17 protein-coding genes are annotated in these 17501 nt (G+C 41.5%); 5 read left to right on the top strand and 12 right to left on the bottom strand.

The features are described 5' to 3' along the window. Nucleotides 1-63: 63 nt before the first annotated feature. From P2W73_RS12235 to P2W73_RS12220, 4 genes are all read right to left on the bottom strand, one after another. Entirely contained in the window at nucleotides 64-894 is an 831-nt protein-coding gene (locus P2W73_RS12235) for a nickel-binding protein (RefSeq protein ID WP_276502332.1), read from the bottom strand. A 53-nt stretch (nucleotides 895-947) separates the two neighbouring features. Further along, nucleotides 948-1331, bottom strand: a complete 384-nt coding sequence (locus tag P2W73_RS12230; protein WP_276502331.1) for a group I truncated hemoglobin — start codon at nucleotides 1329-1331, stop codon at nucleotides 948-950. A gap of 38 nt (nucleotides 1332-1369) precedes the next feature. Next, nucleotides 1370-2767 (bottom strand): FAD-binding oxidoreductase, encoded by a 1398-nt coding sequence (locus tag P2W73_RS12225; RefSeq protein WP_276502330.1) that lies wholly within the window; start codon nucleotides 2765-2767, stop codon nucleotides 1370-1372. A 272-nt stretch (nucleotides 2768-3039) separates the two neighbouring features. After that, on the bottom strand, nucleotides 3040-3921 hold the full coding sequence (locus P2W73_RS12220) for a helix-turn-helix domain-containing protein (protein ID WP_276502329.1): 882 nt from the start codon (nucleotides 3919-3921) through the stop codon (nucleotides 3040-3042). 143 nt (nucleotides 3922-4064) lie between these two features. On the opposite strand from P2W73_RS12220, the gene P2W73_RS12215 reads away from it, so the two are divergent. Continuing rightward, on the top strand, nucleotides 4065-6290 hold the full coding sequence (locus tag P2W73_RS12215) for an FUSC family protein (RefSeq protein ID WP_276502328.1): 2226 nt from the start codon (nucleotides 4065-4067) through the stop codon (nucleotides 6288-6290). A 201-nt stretch (nucleotides 6291-6491) separates the two neighbouring features. On the opposite strand, the gene P2W73_RS12210 is transcribed toward P2W73_RS12215, so the two are convergent. The 4 genes from P2W73_RS12210 to P2W73_RS12195 form a co-directional block, all read right to left on the bottom strand. Then, nucleotides 6492-7142: an NIPSNAP family protein gene (locus tag P2W73_RS12210; RefSeq protein WP_276502327.1), complete on the bottom strand. Its 651-nt coding sequence runs from the start codon at nucleotides 7140-7142 to the stop codon at nucleotides 6492-6494. Nucleotides 7143-7276: 134 nt separating this feature from the next. Then, nucleotides 7277-7798: a hypothetical protein gene (locus P2W73_RS12205; protein ID WP_276502326.1), complete on the bottom strand. Its 522-nt coding sequence runs from the start codon at nucleotides 7796-7798 to the stop codon at nucleotides 7277-7279. Nucleotides 7799-7937: 139 nt separating this feature from the next. Beyond that, the gene (locus P2W73_RS12200; protein WP_276502325.1) at nucleotides 7938-8435 is read right to left on the bottom strand and encodes a DinB family protein; all 498 of its coding nucleotides are present in this window, start codon (nucleotides 8433-8435) and stop codon (nucleotides 7938-7940) included. A gap of 94 nt (nucleotides 8436-8529) precedes the next feature. Next, nucleotides 8530-9387, bottom strand: a complete 858-nt coding sequence (locus P2W73_RS12195; protein ID WP_276502324.1) for a helix-turn-helix transcriptional regulator — start codon at nucleotides 9385-9387, stop codon at nucleotides 8530-8532. Between the two features lie 140 nt (nucleotides 9388-9527). On the opposite strand from P2W73_RS12195, the gene P2W73_RS12190 reads away from it, so the two are divergent. Then, nucleotides 9528-9968 carry a DUF6392 family protein gene (locus P2W73_RS12190; protein ID WP_276502323.1) on the top strand — a complete coding sequence of 147 codons (441 nt, stop codon included), beginning with the start codon at nucleotides 9528-9530 and terminating at the stop codon, nucleotides 9966-9968. A gap of 231 nt (nucleotides 9969-10199) precedes the next feature. On the opposite strand, the gene P2W73_RS12185 is transcribed toward P2W73_RS12190, so the two are convergent. The 4 genes from P2W73_RS12185 to P2W73_RS12170 form a co-directional block, all read right to left on the bottom strand. Further along, entirely contained in the window at nucleotides 10200-11651 is a 1452-nt protein-coding gene (locus tag P2W73_RS12185; protein ID WP_276502322.1) for a T9SS type A sorting domain-containing protein, read from the bottom strand. 537 nt (nucleotides 11652-12188) lie between these two features. Further along, complete coding sequence (locus tag P2W73_RS12180) at nucleotides 12189-12479, bottom strand: hypothetical protein (protein ID WP_276502321.1); 291 nt, start codon at nucleotides 12477-12479, stop codon at nucleotides 12189-12191. A gap of 210 nt (nucleotides 12480-12689) precedes the next feature. Next, entirely contained in the window at nucleotides 12690-13064 is a 375-nt protein-coding gene (locus P2W73_RS12175; protein WP_276502320.1) for a nuclear transport factor 2 family protein, read from the bottom strand. 136 nt (nucleotides 13065-13200) lie between these two features. Beyond that, on the bottom strand, nucleotides 13201-14364 hold the full coding sequence (locus P2W73_RS12170; protein ID WP_276502319.1) for a THUMP domain-containing class I SAM-dependent RNA methyltransferase: 1164 nt from the start codon (nucleotides 14362-14364) through the stop codon (nucleotides 13201-13203). A 162-nt stretch (nucleotides 14365-14526) separates the two neighbouring features. Between P2W73_RS12170 and P2W73_RS12165 the strand changes: the two genes are divergently transcribed. The 3 genes from P2W73_RS12165 to P2W73_RS12155 all read left to right on the top strand — a co-directional run bounded on the left by P2W73_RS12165 (nucleotide 14527) and on the right by P2W73_RS12155 (nucleotide 17493). After that, nucleotides 14527-15855 carry a cytochrome ubiquinol oxidase subunit I gene (locus tag P2W73_RS12165; RefSeq protein WP_276502318.1) on the top strand — a complete coding sequence of 443 codons (1329 nt, stop codon included), beginning with the start codon at nucleotides 14527-14529 and terminating at the stop codon, nucleotides 15853-15855. Nucleotides 15856-15860: 5 nt separating this feature from the next. Beyond that, nucleotides 15861-16883: a cytochrome d ubiquinol oxidase subunit II gene (locus tag P2W73_RS12160; protein WP_276502317.1), complete on the top strand. Its 1023-nt coding sequence runs from the start codon at nucleotides 15861-15863 to the stop codon at nucleotides 16881-16883. A 214-nt stretch (nucleotides 16884-17097) separates the two neighbouring features. After that, a complete protein-coding gene (locus P2W73_RS12155; protein ID WP_276502316.1) occupies nucleotides 17098-17493 on the top strand; it encodes an ATP-binding protein in 396 nt (131 codons plus the stop codon). Nucleotides 17494-17501: the final 8 nt, after the last annotated feature.

Raw genomic sequence — 17501 nt, 5'->3', positions numbered from 1 at the left:
TTAGTATGATTGATTTTTTCAATATTGAATACCTGGTCAATAGAAACAAAAGAAAAGCCCGGATCACCAGTAGTCAAGTGCTACAAAAACTTTGATGGGCTGTGCAAATCCTTTAAGATGCTGATCACCGAGGTCAGCGAACTGGAAGTTTCTACCCATACACAAACCTTTTACAACTTCAGAAATAAGTACCTGCCCCGGATCGGCCAGGTCGCATAATCGTTTGGTCAGTTGTACTGCCGCGCCAAAGAAATCGTTACCTTCCGTAACGGGTTCACCGGCATTGATACCAATCTTTACATGCAGATGTATACCAGGATTTGTTTCTCTGTAGGCGGCCAGATCTTTTTGAATTTCCAGGGCGGTTCTCACGGCTTTGGAAGTAGAATTGAACGTAGCCATAATGCCATCGCCTGTATGTTTCACTTCCCGGCCATTGTTATTGTTCAGGTTATCCCTTACTATTTCGTTATGTTTTCTCAGTATCGTCATTGCCATAATATCTCCATATTCTTCAGTCAGGCTGGTTGAACCAACGATATCAGTAAAAAGAAAAGTACGAACGGAAGAATCAAGTTTGCCATCCGGATGAACGGCCAGGCCGGTGGGAGTAGAATGATCTGGACCCAAAAATGTGGCGATATCGGTTGGGTGCACTTCGATGATCTCACAGGCAATATTGCCATGTGCTTCTGCATGACAAGCCGTGCAGGCTTCTTTGCTGGGTCCTTCGATCAGGCAGAAGATAGTGCCCTGTTCTTCGTTTACCCAGAACTTATGATACTTGACACCATGTCTTTCCTGCACTGCGAGATCCTGCAGATGAGCTCTCTCGATCTCATCTCTCTTTATACCACCAGGCACTCCTTTATGAAGATCCATGTAGAGGGGCATAACAAAAGTGGTTTGGGTTTATAAATAAGAAAGCGACAAGGAATTTTAAGCAGCTAAACTGTTACAACATCTCCTTTCATCGAATTAAGAATTCCTATTACTTCATCAATCTCTGCTTTGGAAACACCATTTTCTTTCAAGGCTTCTGATACATCATCATTTCCCAGGGAAAAATCCCTTTGACTTATTCCAAGATGGGCATGAGCCGATCGCATATCCCGTCCCGTGTAAATATGCGGACCGCCTGTGCCCATGGAAAAGAATTCAAATACAAGTTGTTTAAGTTTGTTCATGTCAACATTCTTGAAATGGTGACTGATTTTAGGGTTGCTGAAATTCTTATCAAGAATATCGTTCACAATCTTCCTTAACCCTTGCTCGCCACCTAATCTTTCGTATAGAGATGGTTTTTGAGTGGTTGCTGATGTATTTTCCATAACAAAACATTTTGCTGGTGTAATCGATAATAACCAGATCAGGCAATAGCTCCCGCTTCTGTTTTTTGTGGTTTTATATTTTGGTTCACCCGGAACAAATTATTGGGATCGTATTTTGCTTTTATCGAAGCTAGTTTTTTATAGTTATCGCCATAAGTCGCCTTTATTCTGTCTTCACCTTCATCCATCATGAAGTTGATATAAGCGCCACCAGCTGAGTATGGGTGTAAGGCACTCCAATAATCTTTGGCCCAATTGATCACGGTGTCTTTTTTTGAAGGATCTTCTTCAATACCTACGATAACAACCGCATAGTTGGCATCACGATAGTTCCATGCTGTATCATTTTTGCCAATCCTGGAAGCAAAACCATTGACAGGATACATGTGCATGGTCGAAAGCGGTTGTGGCATTTCTCTTCCATACTTAGCATGAAGCTGAATCGAAGTTTCATCCACATCTTTCACATAATCTGCTTTCCAATACCATTGCAGGCCCGGCGGATACAATGCATCAAACATGGTTTGCAAAGCAGGCACAGGAAGCGGCCCCACAAAATCCAAAGATGCTTTTTTAACAGCCCGGATTGGTTTAAATATTTCTTCCGCTTTATCCATATCGCCGGTATAGCACCAAACTACACCACACATTTTTTTCAGGCGCAAATGTTCGGGGAATGGATCGACCGGTGGAACAGTAAGAAAAGCAAAAAAACCATTGATGGTATCCGGTGCTTTTGTAATAAAATCATGATACCAGCGCAGCATTTCTTCTGAATCCTCCAGTTCCCAAAGCATGGGACCGCCGTAAACCGTATGTACCGGTCTCAATTGGAAAAGAAATGAAACCACGACACCGAAGTTGCCACCGCCGCCGCGAATGGCCCAAAAAAGGTCGGGGTTTTCTTTGGCGGATGCGGTCACACGCCGGCCATCAGCCAGTATCATTTCCGCTTCTAAAAGGTTATCGATAGAAAGACCATAGTGTCTTGTCAAATGTCCAAGTCCACCTCCGAGGGTAAGACCGCCAACACCTGTGGTGCCGAAAATACCGGACGGCACGGTCATCCCTACCGCATGAGTAGCTGCATCCACTTCCTTTAAAAGACAGCCGCCCTGTACTCTGACAGTTTTATCAGCGGCATTTATCTGGATGGATTTTAACAATGACAGATCGATTACCAGGCCATCATCGCAAATGCCCAATCCCCCGGCATTGTGTCCGCCGCCTCTCACTGCCAGCAATATTTTATTTTCCCGGGCAAAGTTTACACAGGCAATTATATCCTGTACATCTTCACACTGAGCGATCATGGCAGGTCTTTTATCGATCATACCATTGTACACTTTTCGTGCTGTGTCATAATTAGCATCAGTTGAGAGCACCAGTTTACCACGCAAACTGTTTTTGAATGATTGAAGCAATTCCTTTGTCATGAGGTAAATTTTTTAAAGCCTGCCTGTCGCCAGACAGGGCAGGCGGGGTTAATGATAGCTTACAAGACCAGCATAAAGTTATTATGCATCGTTGCGAAGCGTTTTTCTTAAAAGTTCAAAAACCTGTCTGTTAAGCTCAATTAAAAAAATATGAACTGAAAAGCCAGGGCAGAGTAAAGCCGCTTACTTGGTACGGGTTTGTGTTGGATGAAGGGTAGTAGTGCAACTCGCTATTAAAAATCAATCAAACCAGTGACCACAGAATAATCTGACTATTGTGGTACAGGATGGACATTTAGTTTTCTGTATTGTAAAGGAGGGTACCCAAATTTTTCTTTAAACACCCGGCTAAAGTGTGTAGCATTTTCGAAGCCGCAATCGTAGGCAATTTCGCTTACATTTTTTGTGCTTGTGTCCAAAAGCTGTTGTGCATATTCCAGTCTTTTTTCTGCAAGCCATTTTCCCGGTGTGGTGTGAAAGACTTCGATAAAATCTCTTTTGAAAGTGGCAAGGCTGCGTTGTGCGATCCTGGCAAATTCGGCCAGGGATAAATTGAAAGTAAAATTGGCTTCCATGATGTCCTGTAACAAAGGCTTTCTTTGATCACTGACTTTATTTACATAAGAAAGCAAAGCCGAATTGGCGGGATTTGAAAGAATACTAAAAATCAGTTCCTTGAATTTGAGTGCCAGCAAATCTTCAGCCGGCTGAGGTTTTTGCCTGAAGTAGGGGACGATGCTGTAGAAAAAGGCGCGGGTAGCTGCATTCACATTAATTTCAATCAGCATGTCCGGCGAGGGAACCATAGCGTCTTTTAGCGAAAAATGCAGGCGATATTCATCAAACACTTTTTTCAGGTAGTCATCGGGACAATAGAAACAAAGCACCTCCCAGTCTATTTCCCAAAACCTTTCCTGGTTGTAGGCCGTTTTTTTTATAAAAACAGCGGTGTCCCTGGTAAGCATCCAGGACCGGTCCCGGTGATGGATCAGTTTCTTTCCTTCCAGTACAAAGATGATTTTATTGAAGTGGGTGTAAAGATTTATTTTTTTTTCCTCCTGCGGACATTTATAATACAAAAACAAGAGGTCTTTAACGGCCAGTTGCGAAAACATTTCGGGATGTTCAACCTGGAAATCGTAAGTGTTGAGCATACTGCAGTTTTACAGGTTAGAATGGCTATATTAAGTTAAGCATTAAAATAACAGGATGAACCCGGATTGAATAACTTTTCGGCGTTTGGCAATTATTTTTTGGCGGAGGTAAAAAGCACCAGTCAGTATATTTACACTCCCGCATGGATTACATTAAAGAATACCGGAGATTTATCAATAGTCATTACCTGGCTGATGGTGTTCGCATTACTGCCGGCGTATTGTTACCCTCGCTGATCTTTGGCTATTTCGGTCATTTGCAAACAGGAATTTTCCTGTCACTTGGTGCGGTCTGTGCAAGCATTACCGATAATCCGGGCCCAATACACCATCGCAGGAATGGGTTGCTGGCCTGTTGTGGTATCATTTTTATCGTTGCCCTGATGGTAGGCTATTCATTGCAGCAAACATGGATGTTCATGATCCTGCTGCCCATCCTTTGCTTTTTCTTTTCGATGATAGGGGTTTACGGGGCAAGGGTAACTGCGATCGGCATTGCAGCTCTGCTGGCGATGGTGATGATGACCCATGAAGGGTTGAAGGGTTGGCAGGTCGTTTATTTTGCCTTATACATTTTCGCCGGCGGCATGTGGTACACTTTGCTTAGTCTTATTTTATATAGCATACGTCCCTACAAACTGATACAACAGGTGATGGGAGAATATGTGCTTGCCGCTGCCAGGTACCTGCGGGCAAGAGCACAATTTTATGCAACCGGCGTTGACATCGATAAGTGTTACGAGCACCTGATGCAAACACAGGTGGAGGTACAACAAAAGCAGGAGCTGCTGGCCGAAATACTTTTTAAAACGAGAAGTATAGTAAAAGAATCAACACATATAAGCCGCATTTTAATGATGGTGTTCCTCGACGTGTCAGACCTGTTGGAACGAACCATGGCTTCGCATCTTGACTACAAGAAATTGCACGCCTATTTTGACGATACACCTATCCTCACCGAATACAGGGATATTATTTTAATGCTGGCTGACGAACTCGACGAAATCGCACTCTCGTTAAGCAGTGGGCGAGCATCCGGCTATGATCAGCGGATTGACAAGGACCTGGTAGAAGAGAGAGAACACCTGCAACAGCTCAGGCTTAAAATTTTAAATCCCACTAATCTTGAAGGTTTCATCAGCCTTCGTCACATCCTCGACAGCATAGATGATATAGCTGCACGGATACGAACATTGCACCAGTATACGTCCTATGACCGTAAGCTTCGCAATATAAAGGTAAACACACCCGATCCTTCCAAATACGTCACGAGGCAGACCATCGATCCACAACAGTTTCTGTCTAACTTTTCGCTGCAGTCAAATATTTTCAGGCATTCTTTACGTATCAGCGTCGCCGCTGTAGCTGCTTATTTTATTGGCCTGTTATTGCCTTTTGGTCATGGCTATTGGATATTGCTTACAGTAATCGTCATTATAAAACCGGGATATAGCCTTAGCAAGCAAAGAAATATCGAACGTTTGACAGGTACATTGATCGGTGTAGCCATCGGCTGGGGCATTTTATATTTTGTAAAAGACAATACGGCTATTCTTGTACTGTTGGCTATTAGTATGGTTGGCGCCTACAGTTTTATGCGCTGGAAATACCTGGTGAGTGTGGTGATGATTACGATCTACCTGTTGTTTATGTTTCACTTGCTGGAGCCTACTGATTTCAACAAGGTAGTGGAAGAAAGAATCGTTGATACTGCACTGGGTTGCATCATTGGTTTTCTTGCTTCGTTTTTATTGCCGCCTATATGGGAACGTCAGCAAATAGGAGAGTTGATGAAGCAAGTTATCACGGACATCAGCGATTATTTTGAAAGTGTGGCTTATGTTTTTACCGGTCAGCCTTATAATAAAGAATTATCCAAGGAAAAGAGAAAATACGCCTGGGTTTCGCTGGCGAATGTATCAGATGCTTTTACCCGGATGTTATCAGAGCCAAAAAGCAAACGAAAAGATTCAAAAGAGGTACATCGTTTTGTTGTGTTATCGCATATGCTGGTATCACATATGGCTACATTGAGCTATTATGCTGATTCATTAAAACCAGAGTATATTATGGAGGATTATCAGCCCTTGATAAAGGCGAGTGTAGCAGAGTTGAACATTGCTGCAAAGCTATTGGCAAATCCTCAGTTCAATCCACCGCAACGATCTACGGATAACCCGCAGGCTTTACTTGATAAAAAAATCAATGCTCTCATGCAAACCCGCCAACAGGAACTTCAACAGGGAGTATTGGAATCAGGCAATAAACGATATCTGTCCACTTTTAAATCTATTACAGATCAATTTTATTTTGTATACAAAACGACACAGGATCTTCAAAAAATCTCAAAAAAAGTTATGGTCAATTAATTTATTTTTTTGTCAGGCGTTTTGTAATTTCATTGCTCACCAAACAAAAAGGAGGTATTCATGCAATCAACAGATAAATCATGGACGCCTTCGGTTATTATCGGGTAACCGGGCCACTCCAAAAAATAATCTGCCCCTATATGCAGGGGAGCCATCCGCTTCAGGCGGATGGCTTTTTATTTTCAAAATTTTTTATAATAATTATACAGGATAAAGTATAATGCTTTTTTTATCCGTTATTTTTCCGGCAACAGCGTTTACTAATTCACTATGAAATGCATTAAGATGGTTTAGCCTGAATTGGTATTCTTTCTCATTCTTGTAGTGTGTAATTACGATCAGAAGATCTTCAAACTGGTACACGGAAAGCCTGGGAAAATCATTCTCTCCCATTTCACTTATCCATAGTGTAATGTTTGTGATGTTCTCCAGGGCATGAAGAGGAATCCATTCTTTATTGAATAATTGGATTAAGGATTCAAACTCATGATCCACCGATCGATAAAAATCAACTACATAAATTCCTTTTTTGTTTGCAAATGACGCAACCTTATCGGCCAAAGGCTTTACCAGGTGCACATTATGCCACTCCAGCATCATATCATTCGCCGCTGGCCCAAATTTCTTCCAAACTTCGCCACCATAGAATGCGAATAAAAATTTGCTTCTCTGCTCCATGCTGTCAAATCCACGGATCCAAAAAAAACGATCGGGCTCATCCTTAATTGTGAACATTGCCGGAATGAATGCGCCCGTGGATTTTTGTGAATCAATAAAATGCTTTTTAAAATACCGGATAAATTCATCCCTTACGCCGGGCTTTAATAAATAGTTGCGAAGTTCCATCACCATAGTGTACCAGGTAAATTTTAAAACAACCCCGACCGCAAATACCTGTACAAGCTATTCAGGATTGCGTGGGTAATATTTGTCAACAGGTTTGTTACCATTTCCATCATCGTTAGCATCTTGTTACTGTTCGAATATTAATCTATCCTTGTCATGTACATATACCAATTCCATTCCCATGTTGCACCGTTATTTTCGGAAAAGGCCTGGCTCCAGACAGGTTTATCAGGATTGGTTTTATCCCAGTTGAATTTTACAATGATTTCTTTCCCATCAAAAACATCCCTGCCATAGAAAGTACCGATATTATTTTCAAACGATCCCATGACAGGTGGATCAAGAACGCCTTTATTACTGTCAGCCCAATAAATACTCCATAGCCTGGTGACCGGATCAAAAAGCCGGAGCGTCATTCCTTCAAAGGGCTTGCCGTCGATGGTTGTTTTGAAGAGATCAGTATTGCCGATGCCATTTAGAATGATTCGCATTTCTTGTTCTGCATCAAATTCAAACCATTCTGTGGAATTAGCCAGTCTTTTTTTCAGTTTGCGATTGTGAATATTCCAACGACCGGCGAGAAAATCAAAATCAAAGGAAGATGATTGCGCAGATGGTCCGATGCTAAATTCTGCGTCTGCATCCAATATTACGCTAGTCATAAAAAATAATTAAGTATTAAAAACAAACGAAAAGATTAAGCAGGAAATGGGCCCGAAAAATCCACAGAGACCTGTAGCAAGCATGTAATTGGTAGTTTACATGAGTAGTGAGTTTGTCTCTGTGGATAATATGTTTTAATTAAAAATTCATTTCATCGGCGCTGGGACCATAGCTGCCGGGAATAGGAACATTTAAAAGCCGAAGAAACACTCCCAGTTGCGCCCTGTGATGTACGGTTTGGTTATAACTCATCCGGATAACATCTCCCTTGCTTTCCACACTATATATTTGCTCTCCATTACGCAGTGTCCAATCGGGTTCGAGGTCCTTGTCTGTTGCTTTTTCAAGTTCTGCCCTTCCTTCCGCATAAGAACGTTCAAAGTAGGCGAGCAGCTCTTCATTGTTGTTAATGGGGACAGGCTGATAAGGGTTGTTTGCAAAATCAAGTTCATTGGTTGTAAGCGTCATACTCACCCAGGATGGTAATTCCGCAATATGCGTGGCCAGCCTGCGGATCGTCATACTTTTTTCATGGGGTTTCCAGTCGTACTTATCATCCGGCACCCGTTCCAGCATCTTACGGGTGGTGATAGCTTCTTTGTCCATTTCTTTCAGTAGCATGTTGATCATTGACATAGTTATTTGTTTTTGATACAACAAAATAACCAACGGCTACTGACAGCCCTATGTCAGTGTAATTTTTGGAAAGGAAATTTTTTTAAAAAAGAGATTAATAATTTACGGGAAGCATTTTCATATAACTATCCAGTTCGATATGATCCTGTTTTGTAAATGGCAGATCAGTATTTCTCAGTTTCAGGATACGGGCCACTTTAAAATCGCGGTAGTCATTACGCATATGGCACCAGCCTATCAGGTGCCAGCTAAAGGCATAGAATACAAGCCCGATCGGCTCCACCTGGCGTTTGCTTATTTCTTCGTTATTATTTTTATAATCAAGCTCTAATATCATGCGTGATGATATACTGGTTTGAATGATCGACAGGTATTCAAAATCGTAGCGGATGCTTGCCGGCACCTGCAATTTAATGTTGTCAGAAAGTGTGTCTACCTTCTCTTTTTGAGACGATCGTAAAACAGCTTTTATCTTATTTAAGCCATTTGAATAATGCGTTTGGATCGATTTATCGGAAAAGCCGGATACAATTGCTTCCATCAGTAAAAAAGCATTGGCTTCTTCCGTGCTAAAGGAAACCGGGGGCAAAAAATAGCCTTGCACGACAAAATATCCCCGTTGCTGTTCAAAGCTGATAGGAATTCCTGATTCGCCAAGTGCCCTAATATCCCGGTAAACAGTGCGAACACTTATTTTGAATTTCTCAGCAATCTTTTCTGCCGGTACAAATTTTTTGGACTGCAGGTAAGTTAAAATGCTAAATAGTCTGTCAATGCGATTCATAAGCTGGCTTAACGATAAGGGGCTGTAATATACGAAATGGGAAAGTTTTGACCTGACAATTAAAAATTCTGAGATGTTTGTAAGTATATCCATACCGTCGTGCAAAAAGAAGACCCATTGCTCTATCATATCATACTTTTGTCCCTGCAGTTGTTCCCTTGTTTGCATTTACTTTTTCCTGCAAAACTATCTGAGCTATTTATTGCGGGCAAGATGCAGTTGGACGGAGGGAAAGCCACAATAGATAAATTGTCTAAACCGTTTCAATAAAACAACACCACATCAACAAATAAAACGCTGTAAATAAAATGGGAATAACAGACTGGATTGACAAAAATATATCAGAAATACAAAAGATTATATTATATAGCAAGTACTTTGATTCAATAGTCATGGAACAGGGAATTGACGTGTATTTTTTGTTCAACAAACAACTAGGAATAGATCTTGTACTTAGAGAAGATTTATCTATTAAAGCAATACATTTTTTTTCAGGTAAAGATAATGATCAAAATGCGAGTCAATATAAAGACGATTTACCTCAAAATTTACAGTTTTCTTATACTCGGGAGATATCACGAAGTATCCTCGGACAACCCCAAAAATCCGGAGGGGGGCAGGTTGATACTATGGACAATAAAATAATTCCATTTTGGGATAAATATACTTTTGATAATTATAGTTTGCACTTACAATTTTCAAAAGACAGTACTATTGATTTAGTTACACTGATATCTTTAAAAAGGTAGTGTGTTCAAATATCCCAGCTCTTCGAGGCGTGTGTTAAAGCTATATGAAGCGTCTTCGCTCAGCTATGTTAGTACCCATAAAAATAAAGAATGCCCCGGCACGTGTCTCACGTGCCGGTATTTTGTAAGATTGTAGCTTACCGAAACCGTTTCAGTAAAAAAAAGACCCCGGTTGAAACCGGGGCCCTGTAGTACACCTTAGAAATCGAAAGAAGGATGATCAAAGAGATATTACCTTTTTGTAATCAGAATTTTTTCAATTGTTTGCTTACCTGTTTCCCGGCTCAGGATACGAAGATGGTATAAGCCCGGATTAAGGTTATCAATAGTAAAATTATTCGAGATGCCTTTCCATTGTTTAATGGTCCGCCCCGAGATGTCTATTAATAAAGCATCATGTAAGCCCTTCGCTTCCTCTAATACCACACTTACTCTGCCATTGTCACTAGGGTTTGGATAAACAATCAGCTTTCCTAATTGCGCTTCACCTGCAACCGATCTTATCTCGCTGTACTCAAATCTTCCGTCAAAATCAATTTGCCTGATACGGTATTGTGAAATGGTTTTTGAAGTATTGATGTCTTCATATTTGTACACCAGCTTCGAAGTACTGTTACCGTTAGCCATGTGGGAAGGTATAAAGGCAATTTGCGTCCAATCCCCATTATTGAGTCTTTCAAGGGCAAAACCTTTGTTGTTTTGTTCAAAAGAAGTTTCCCATTGCAGGGCAACTAAATCATTATCCCGTTTGGCGGTGAAAGAGCTAAAGGTCACCGGCAGCAACGTACAGCTTCCTGGAAAATTGATATTATTTTTTGTGATCGTAACGGTGGCGGCGCCGGGAGCTGTTGCATTGGCCACCACTATAATGGGCTTTGTATCATAAAATGCCTGGCTGGAGTAAGGGGCATAAGAGATGTTTGTAAAGGTCAACTCGGTATTTGGTCCAAGGTTCATGGGGTTGGGCAAGGCGGGGCTCAACGAGTTGGTTATATCGATATCGCCGATATCTATCACTCCATCGCTATTCATATCAATAAATGTGTTTGCAACAACGGATTCACTCAACGTGGCATGTTCATTTCTAAATGATAAGTTCAATTTGCGCGGAGTAGTACATTGCTTATTTCCACTAATGATCGGGTTGTTGAACAGAATAGTGATGATGCCATCATTTTCACAATGCACCACCTGGCTCAGGTCTGACTGGCTGGCCCATACATCTCCCTTGACAGTTACCGGTACATTACAGGTTGAGAAATTGATCACCACATTTGACATGGTGTAAATATTGCCTGTTTTATTGAACGTAACACCTGAATATTTAACCGGAACGCCTGGCGCTGATGGATATTGATTATACAACGCAGCAGTGTTTTTGCCCGGATCCACAATCGCAATGGTAGCAATCGCATTAGCCAGTTGCGCAGCCGTGGGAGGATTAGTATAGGTAAGATTCGGATAATTGTTAACAGGAGCTGTTTCCCATAAATGAATAAATGCGAATTTATTTCCGTTGTTAAAATCACCGGTGAAGCTTACATCGAGTGTTACCTGGCAGCCACTGGCGCCACTGGTGACGCTTTTAATAATGATGTTAAGATTGGCGGCGGTACATTGCGCCTGGAGTCTGCTGGCACCTGCGACAGCAAACAGTGTTAATAATAGTAGAACTTTTTTCATGGTGTACTTTTTTATTCAAAGGGTAAAAAATGCTAAGCCGGGTTCATAGTGGAGTTATGCGGGCATTGGCATAGGAAGGACTTAGCAGGTTGTCATTTTACCCAAGGGTAAATAAACCATGCGTGGCAGCGTTGAGCTGACTCTACCGATTACTAAATTTTGCGGATTGGTACGGATTCTTCAAGAGGAGTGCTAACTGTATAGCGTCGAATGGATGCTGTAAAAGTCTAAATTATTATTTTCTTATACAAGTTTTACGAGGTGTTTTTTCTAAAATTTTCAGAATTTATTTCGTATAAACCCTATCATCAACGGACAAGACGTGGTTGTGATCTTTCTGGCGGCGAAAAGAGAGATGTATAAATTTCGCAATTGCTTTTAGTCCCTGGATACATTTATATACTGCCGCATTTATAAAGGTTATCATATCCAGAAAATTTGTTCTGCGATTTAACAAAACCCAATTGCAATTAACAAAATGAAATAAAAAAGCCCCTGCCGACTAAGTCGTTGCAGGAGCCTTTGATCAATTATGAGTTATCTTACCATTGAAACAGCAGTATTGCTGTTTTTCCTTTTCATGCTTTGAATAAACCACATGAGCGTAAAACTGGGAATAAAATCGGTGCCCGGCAGTATCTCCTCTATAAAATTACCAATACCACCTAAAGCACCCCGCCAGCCACCAAACGTGGTCATAAAGATGACCGAAGAGATAGGCGCCCAAAATACATCGCCAATTTCACCCAATAAGGGAACAGCGTAGGTCGCATACCCGATCAAATCCATCAGGATACAAAAAATAAGTGAAGGTTGTTTTTTGTTCATTTCCTTTTTATTGTTGTTTTTATTTTATCAAATATGCTGCCGTTTTAATGCAGGCGATGTATAGAAGAAAAAAGTACTTTAATAGTTGCAGGAGAATGACAATCAGGCTCCAAAATTTAAAGTTCGTTAACAAGAAAGCTTTCAGATGCAAAAGAGCCTGGCAAATGCATTATTTGCCAGGCTCTGCCACTACGATTTTTCGCAATACGATCAATAGAAAAATTGTTCTTTGACAATCTTGCCATCTTTTACTTCGTACAAGGCAATTTCATCCATCTTTGTACGGCCCATGCCTTTCATTGTAACATCCATACCCATGGCTACACTAAAATGATTGCCTGCTACTAATGGCTCGGATGAGTAGCCGCCATGCATTTCTTCTACCATTTCATTAAATTGTTTTCCTTTCTGCCTGATGGCATCCAGTCCTTCGACTGATTGTAGCCCGGGGGAGGCTGGCGGTTCAATGCTTTTTGCATTGTCGGCAAACAATTCGTTTTGTATCTGATCCCATTTTCCTTCTTTGGCCAACTCGTTAAATCGGGCAGCTACTTCCGTAGTTGTGCGGGTTTGTTCTGCGATCATGATTGAAAAAGTTTTAATTGTTTATAAGAGGAACATAAAAGCTACGCCATTTTTTCATGCCGCCGCATTAAAAAATTATAAAGCAGGAAAATTTAGGGATGAATACTGAGTTGCCGGTTACCGCAATTGGTAATTCTTATTTCTCGCGGCTTCCTTTATAGAGTTCATACTCCAGCAGCCGGCAATCAATAGTGCTGGTATAAAACTCAATACGCCGTTTTGCCTTCAACCCTATTTTTTTTGCCAGTTCCAGGTTGCCGGTAAATACATAACCATAGTAGCCGCCGCAGCGCTGTTTCATAAAATCGCCGATTCGGGCATATGTTTTTTCCAGCTCATTTAGTTCTCCCAATCTTTCACCATATTCCGGGTTCATAAATACAACGCCAGGCACATTTTGAGGAACCTGTGTCGCTGTAAAATCACAAACAGCAAACTCGATCATGTTCGCAACTCCGGCGGCAATTGCATTTTTCCTCGCATTGGCGATTGCCCTGTCGCTATAGTCGGTGGCGATAATTCGTAGCCCGGCAGTATCTGTAATTTGTTCTTCCAATAAGGCATCTTCTTTTTTATAAATAGTCTCATCATATCCCTGCAAATGCATAAACGCATAATTGGTTCTGAAAAGCCCGGGTCTGCGATTGGTGGCAATCAGTGCGGCTTCTATCGCTATGGTTCCGGAACCACACATCGGATTGATGAAGGGAGATTTTTTGTCCCAGCGTGTTGCATAGATGGTGGCGGCGGCTAATGATTCAAGCATAGGAGCTTGTCCCGGTATTTTGCGATAGCCATGTCTTGCCAGTGAATCGCCGGAAGTGTCTATAAAAATTTCGGCTTCTTCATTTTTCCAAAACAAATGGATAACGGCCCCGGTGAGTTCAGCCCCGGTGGCAGGTCTTGTTCCTCGTTTATCACGAAGCCTGTCAACAATAGCGTCTTTCACCCGCAGGTTGGCAAACATGCTGTTATTGATCGTCGGATTATTGACATTGCTGGTGATGGAGAAATACCCATTTTCAGGCAGGATCGTTTCCCATGGATAGCCAACTAAATTTTTATAGATGGCATCGGCATTGTCAGCAGTAAATTTTTGAAGACTGTATAAAACCTGGCTTGCACAACGAAGATTTAAGTTCAGCCTGATACAATCGTTAATAGTTCCTCTTAGATGTACCCCGGTTACAAAACTATCATCAATGGTAAATCCAAGATCGGTTACTTCCTGTTCCAAATAGGGTGTAATTCTTTTATGCGATGTAATGGTGATAAAACCAGTTGTGGTAAATAAATTCATACAAGCGAAGGTAGATAATAGGAGGGGAGATCAATGTGAGCTGTATAATTTGGGACAATGATAGCTGAGTTTGAAAATGATAAAATATCCTTCTCATCCTGACCATCTGCGTTCATTCTTTAACTATTTTTGCTTTACTCTCTCATAAAATAAATAATTGCGATGGACGATTTTATTGCAGCCCGGTCGCAGATGGCCCTTTCGCTTGGCTTTCATATTATTTTCTCCTGTATTGGTATGGTGATGCCTTTTTTTATGGCTGTCGCACACTATTATTGGCTACGAACAAACAATGTAGTTTATAAAAATATTGCTAAGGCCTGGAGTAAAGGCGTTGCGATTTTTTTTGCGACGGGTGCGGTTTCGGGAACGGTTCTTTCGTTTGAGCTTGGGTTGCTATGGCCGGAGTTTATGAAGCATGCAGGACCAATTTTCGGGATGCCGTTTTCGTTAGAGGGAACGGCTTTTTTTATTGAAGCCATTGCCTTAGGTTTTTTTCTTTATGGCTGGGATCGGTTTAATAAATGGTTTCATTGGTTTACCGGAGTAGTGGTGGGTATCAGTGGTTTGCTCTCAGGCATATTGGTAGTAGCCGCCAATGCATGGATGAACAGCCCTGCAGGCTTTGATTATGTCAATGGACAATACCTGAATATAGATCCTATTAAGGCGATGTTTAATGAAGCCTGGTTCTCACAGGCTTTGCATATGTGCCTTGCAGCTTTTGTAGCCACCGGTTTTGCGGTAGCAGGTGTTCATGCCATTATGATCGTGAAGAAAAAAAATGTACAATTTCATAGTAAAGCTTTCACCATTGCTGCAGCGTTTGCTTGTGTTGCCGCCATTTTGCAACCGATTAGCGGAGATCACTCGGCGAAAGATGTAGCCAAACGCCAACCCGCTAAGCTGGCTGCAATGGAAGCTCATTTTCATACACAAAAAACTGCACCCCTTATAATCGGTGGCATACCGGACGAGAAGAACAAAAAGGTCAATTATAAAATTGAAATACCGGGTTTGTTAAGTTTTATGGCGTTTGGTGATTTCAACGCCGAAGTAAAAGGGCTGGACCAAATTCCTGCAGATTATCATCCACCGGTAGCAATTACTCACTTTGCCTTCCAGGTGATGGTCGGACTTGGTATGGCAATGATGCTGTTGGCAATTATCTATTTCATTGCCGTATGGAAAAAAAGAAATTGGCTGACGAGTAAATGGCTACTCAACCTGTTTGTGCTGGCTACACCGATGGGCTTTATCGCGGTAGAAGCGGGGTGGGTAGTAACGGAGGTAGGAAGGCAGCCCTGGATCATTTATGGCGTCATGAAAACTGTTGATGCAGTGACGCCTATGCCTGGAATTGTTTATTCGTTTTACATTTTTACTGCGATTTACATTTCGCTGTCGATGATTGTAATCTTTATGCTTTATCGGCAAATAAAGATGGTGCCAACCCTTTATGATATAAACGTGGATCAAAAAACAAGCTGACTGTCATGTTAAACATTGTGATCATTTACTTGTGGATGGCGATTTTACTCTATTTATTATTAGGTGGCGCTGATTTTGGCGCCGGTATATTGGAGTTGTTCACGTCTCAGAAAAACGAAAGAGTAACCAGGCGTACCCTATACAGAGCTATCGGTCCAATTTGGGAAGCCAATCACATGTGGCTGATCATTACCATTGTCATTTTATTTGTAGGGTTTCCGTCTATTTACACGACAATGTCAATTCATCTTCATATTCCATTGGTAGTGATGTTGCTGGGAATCATCGCCCGTGGCACGGCATTTACTTTCCGACATTATGATGCTGTGAAGGATGATATGCAGAAAATATATAACCATATTTTTACGTGGTCCAGTCTCATCACGCCGCTTTTCCTGGGAATCATCGCAGGCAGTGCGGTATCAGAACATATCGACGTTTCGGCCCGCAGTTTTTTAGCAGCCTATATTTTTAGCTGGTTAAATTTTTTCTCCATCTCAGTCGGCTGTTTTACTGTTAGTATTTGTGGTTTCCTGGCAGCGATTTATCTCGTTGGCGAAGCTGACAAAGAAGTTCATCGCCTGCATTTCATTAAAAAGGCCCGTCACATGAGTATCGCGGCCTTGGTTTGTGGGGCACTTGTATTCGTAGCTGCCCGCTTCGACAATATTCCTTTAACAAAATGGATCTTTGGAAATGCAGTGGGCCTGACGGCGATAAGCCTGGCTGCCTTGTCACTTTTGCTGCTTTGGTATTTGCTGGCTAAAGGCCGAACAAAGCTTATCCGTATACTAGCAGGTTTTCAGGTGACGATGATCTTGCTGGCCACAACTTATATCCATTACCCCAACATCGTCATTTTAAAAAATGGCGGTTATTTATCATTAGTAGAGCATCAGGCTGATTACAAAACAATTCAATCGCTTGCCTGGGCCTTGTTGCTGGGAAGCATTTTTATTTTGCCCGCCTTGTTTTACCTGATCTATAGTTTTCAAAGGAAAAACCAGGTGGATAAGCAAGTTAGCTAATCTTACTCTGGACAAACAAATGATTGTAGTAGTAACACTACAACAGAAAGCCATAAATCTTTATGGCACAATCCTAATTTCTTCTATTTACCGCCCCGTTGTTATTTCGTTGATTTGCAGATGTGCAAATTCGCTAATACGCTTTAACAATTTATTAGGATTTTTTTATCATTTTGGAATCATTTTACGTAGAAAAAGTACTTTCAATATATCTATGGAAAATCTAAAACAGCTAATCGACCGTCTAACCGGCATTTTTCAGCCCGCCGCGGTCCGCAACCAAAGTTTTTTTGTCAATGAAGTTCCCAATGATTTACCGATTGACAATAATCCTCAATGGATTGCTTCTGTTGTTAGCCGTATGCTATCAACTGTAGTAAATCATGTAAAAAATACCAGCATTCGCCTGACCGCAAAAAAGCACGGCCATGAAGTGATACTCGAGGTGCAGGAGTCTGGAAGTGTCAATGGCTATGCGATGGCCAGTGAGCTACAACAGGTGAATTCTTTGGCTGAAAGAATAGGAGGGCATTTAAGTATCAGTTTACCAAGGGCTAATATTACAGCTATTGCATTCAGCTTTCCTAACGTGCCTTCGTTAGCCGTCTAAGACTTCCC

The sequence above is a fragment of the Terrimonas pollutisoli genome, assembly GCF_029360765.1.
GTDB classification, from domain to species: domain Bacteria; phylum Bacteroidota; class Bacteroidia; order Chitinophagales; family Chitinophagaceae; genus Terrimonas_B; species Terrimonas_B pollutisoli.
The sequence above is the reverse complement of the archived record's forward strand: the minus strand, read 5'-3'. Positions and strand labels throughout refer to the sequence as shown.

Coding starts and splice junctions, on each gene's coding strand:
- P2W73_RS12215 (WP_276502328.1), top strand. CDS start 4,065: ATGGATTACATTAAAGAATACCGGAGATTTATCAATAGTCATTACCTG.
- P2W73_RS12160 (WP_276502317.1), top strand. CDS start 15,861: ATGTTAAACATTGTGATCATTTACTTGTGGATGGCGATTTTACTCTAT.
- P2W73_RS12220 (WP_276502329.1), bottom strand. CDS start 3,921: ATGCTCAACACTTACGATTTCCAGGTTGAACATCCCGAAATGTTTTCG.
- P2W73_RS12205 (WP_276502326.1), bottom strand. CDS start 7,798: ATGACTAGCGTAATATTGGATGCAGACGCAGAATTTAGCATCGGACCA.
- P2W73_RS12155 (WP_276502316.1), top strand. CDS start 17,098: ATGGAAAATCTAAAACAGCTAATCGACCGTCTAACCGGCATTTTTCAG.
- P2W73_RS12170 (WP_276502319.1), bottom strand. CDS start 14,364: ATGAATTTATTTACCACAACTGGTTTTATCACCATTACATCGCATAAA.
- P2W73_RS12185 (WP_276502322.1), bottom strand. CDS start 11,651: ATGAAAAAAGTTCTACTATTATTAACACTGTTTGCTGTCGCAGGTGCC.
- P2W73_RS12210 (WP_276502327.1), bottom strand. CDS start 7,142: ATGGTGATGGAACTTCGCAACTATTTATTAAAGCCCGGCGTAAGGGAT.
- P2W73_RS12225 (WP_276502330.1), bottom strand. CDS start 2,767: ATGACAAAGGAATTGCTTCAATCATTCAAAAACAGTTTGCGTGGTAAA.
- P2W73_RS12235 (WP_276502332.1), bottom strand. CDS start 894: ATGCCCCTCTACATGGATCTTCATAAAGGAGTGCCTGGTGGTATAAAG.
- P2W73_RS12200 (WP_276502325.1), bottom strand. CDS start 8,435: ATGTCAATGATCAACATGCTACTGAAAGAAATGGACAAAGAAGCTATC.
- P2W73_RS12195 (WP_276502324.1), bottom strand. CDS start 9,387: ATGCAAACAAGGGAACAACTGCAGGGACAAAAGTATGATATGATAGAG.
- P2W73_RS12230 (WP_276502331.1), bottom strand. CDS start 1,331: ATGGAAAATACATCAGCAACCACTCAAAAACCATCTCTATACGAAAGA.
- P2W73_RS12165 (WP_276502318.1), top strand. CDS start 14,527: ATGGACGATTTTATTGCAGCCCGGTCGCAGATGGCCCTTTCGCTTGGC.
- P2W73_RS12175 (WP_276502320.1), bottom strand. CDS start 13,064: ATGATCGCAGAACAAACCCGCACAACTACGGAAGTAGCTGCCCGATTT.
- P2W73_RS12180 (WP_276502321.1), bottom strand. CDS start 12,479: ATGAACAAAAAACAACCTTCACTTATTTTTTGTATCCTGATGGATTTG.
- P2W73_RS12190 (WP_276502323.1), top strand. CDS start 9,528: ATGGGAATAACAGACTGGATTGACAAAAATATATCAGAAATACAAAAG.